Below are 857 nucleotides of genomic sequence, written 5' to 3'. Positions count from 1 at the left end.
GCGCTAGCCGGTCGCGGTCGCGGTCGGGGCGGCGGTGGCGCGGCGCAGCGCGGCGCGCAGGCCCTCCACGAGGGCGGCCAGGCCCAGCTCGAAGGCCGCCAGCGCGGGGTCGGCGCCGGCGCGGGCGCGCACGGCCGCGGCGAGGGCGGAGCCGTCGGCCGCCTCCGCGCCGGGCTCGAAGATGTCCGGCGGGGCCTGGGTGTCCAGCGCCGAGCCGAGCACGAAGGACTCCACGGCGACGACGGCGTCCAGGACGAGGTGGGCGGGCCAGCCGCCCGCGCGCAGGCCGGCGGCGACCCGCTCGTACATGGCCAGGGTGTGCGGGGCCCCGCGCACGGGCGTGACGGCGATGACGGGCACGAGCGGGACGTGGCGGGCGTACACCTCGCGGTAGGAGCGCGCCCAGGCGGTCAGGGCGCGGTCCCAGGGCAGGGTCGCGAAGGCGGAGCAGTCCACCTCGCGGTTGACGTGGTCCTGCACGCGGCGCAGGACGTCCTGCTTGGTGGCCACGTGGTTGTACAGCGCCGAGGGCGCCACGCCCAGCTCGCGGGCCAGGGCGGCCATCGTCAGGGCGCCGTGGCCGCGGGAGGTGACCAGCCGCACGGCGGCGCCGGTGATGCGCTCGGCGGACAGGACGGGCTCGGACGGCCGGCCCCGGGGGCGGCGCTGCGCGACTGCCACGGCCCCATGGTCGCGCACGCCGCGCGGGCCGCGCACCGCGGCGGACCCTTGACAGGGGCCCCCCGGGCCCCGTTAATGAACCCCAATCACTTTCGGGTGGCGCGCGACACCGGCGTCGCGGCGGCCCGGCGCCAGGCCCGCAGCACCCCGGCAGCACCCCGGCAGCACCCCCGCAC

General features: G+C 79.6%; 1 protein-coding gene. It reads right to left on the bottom strand.

The features are described 5' to 3' along the window. Window positions 1–3: 3 nt before the first annotated feature. Window positions 4–681: a TetR/AcrR family transcriptional regulator gene (locus GTR00_RS21875; protein WP_166613588.1), complete on the bottom strand. Its 678-nt coding sequence runs from the start codon at window positions 679–681 to the stop codon at window positions 4–6. Window positions 682–857 lie beyond the last annotated feature (176 nt).

This window comes from Kineococcus indalonis (assembly GCF_009906395.1).
GTDB classification, from domain to species: Bacteria; Actinomycetota; Actinomycetes; order Actinomycetales; family Kineococcaceae; genus Kineococcus; species Kineococcus indalonis.
The sequence above is the reverse complement of the archived record's forward strand: the minus strand, read 5'-3'. Positions and strand labels throughout refer to the sequence as shown.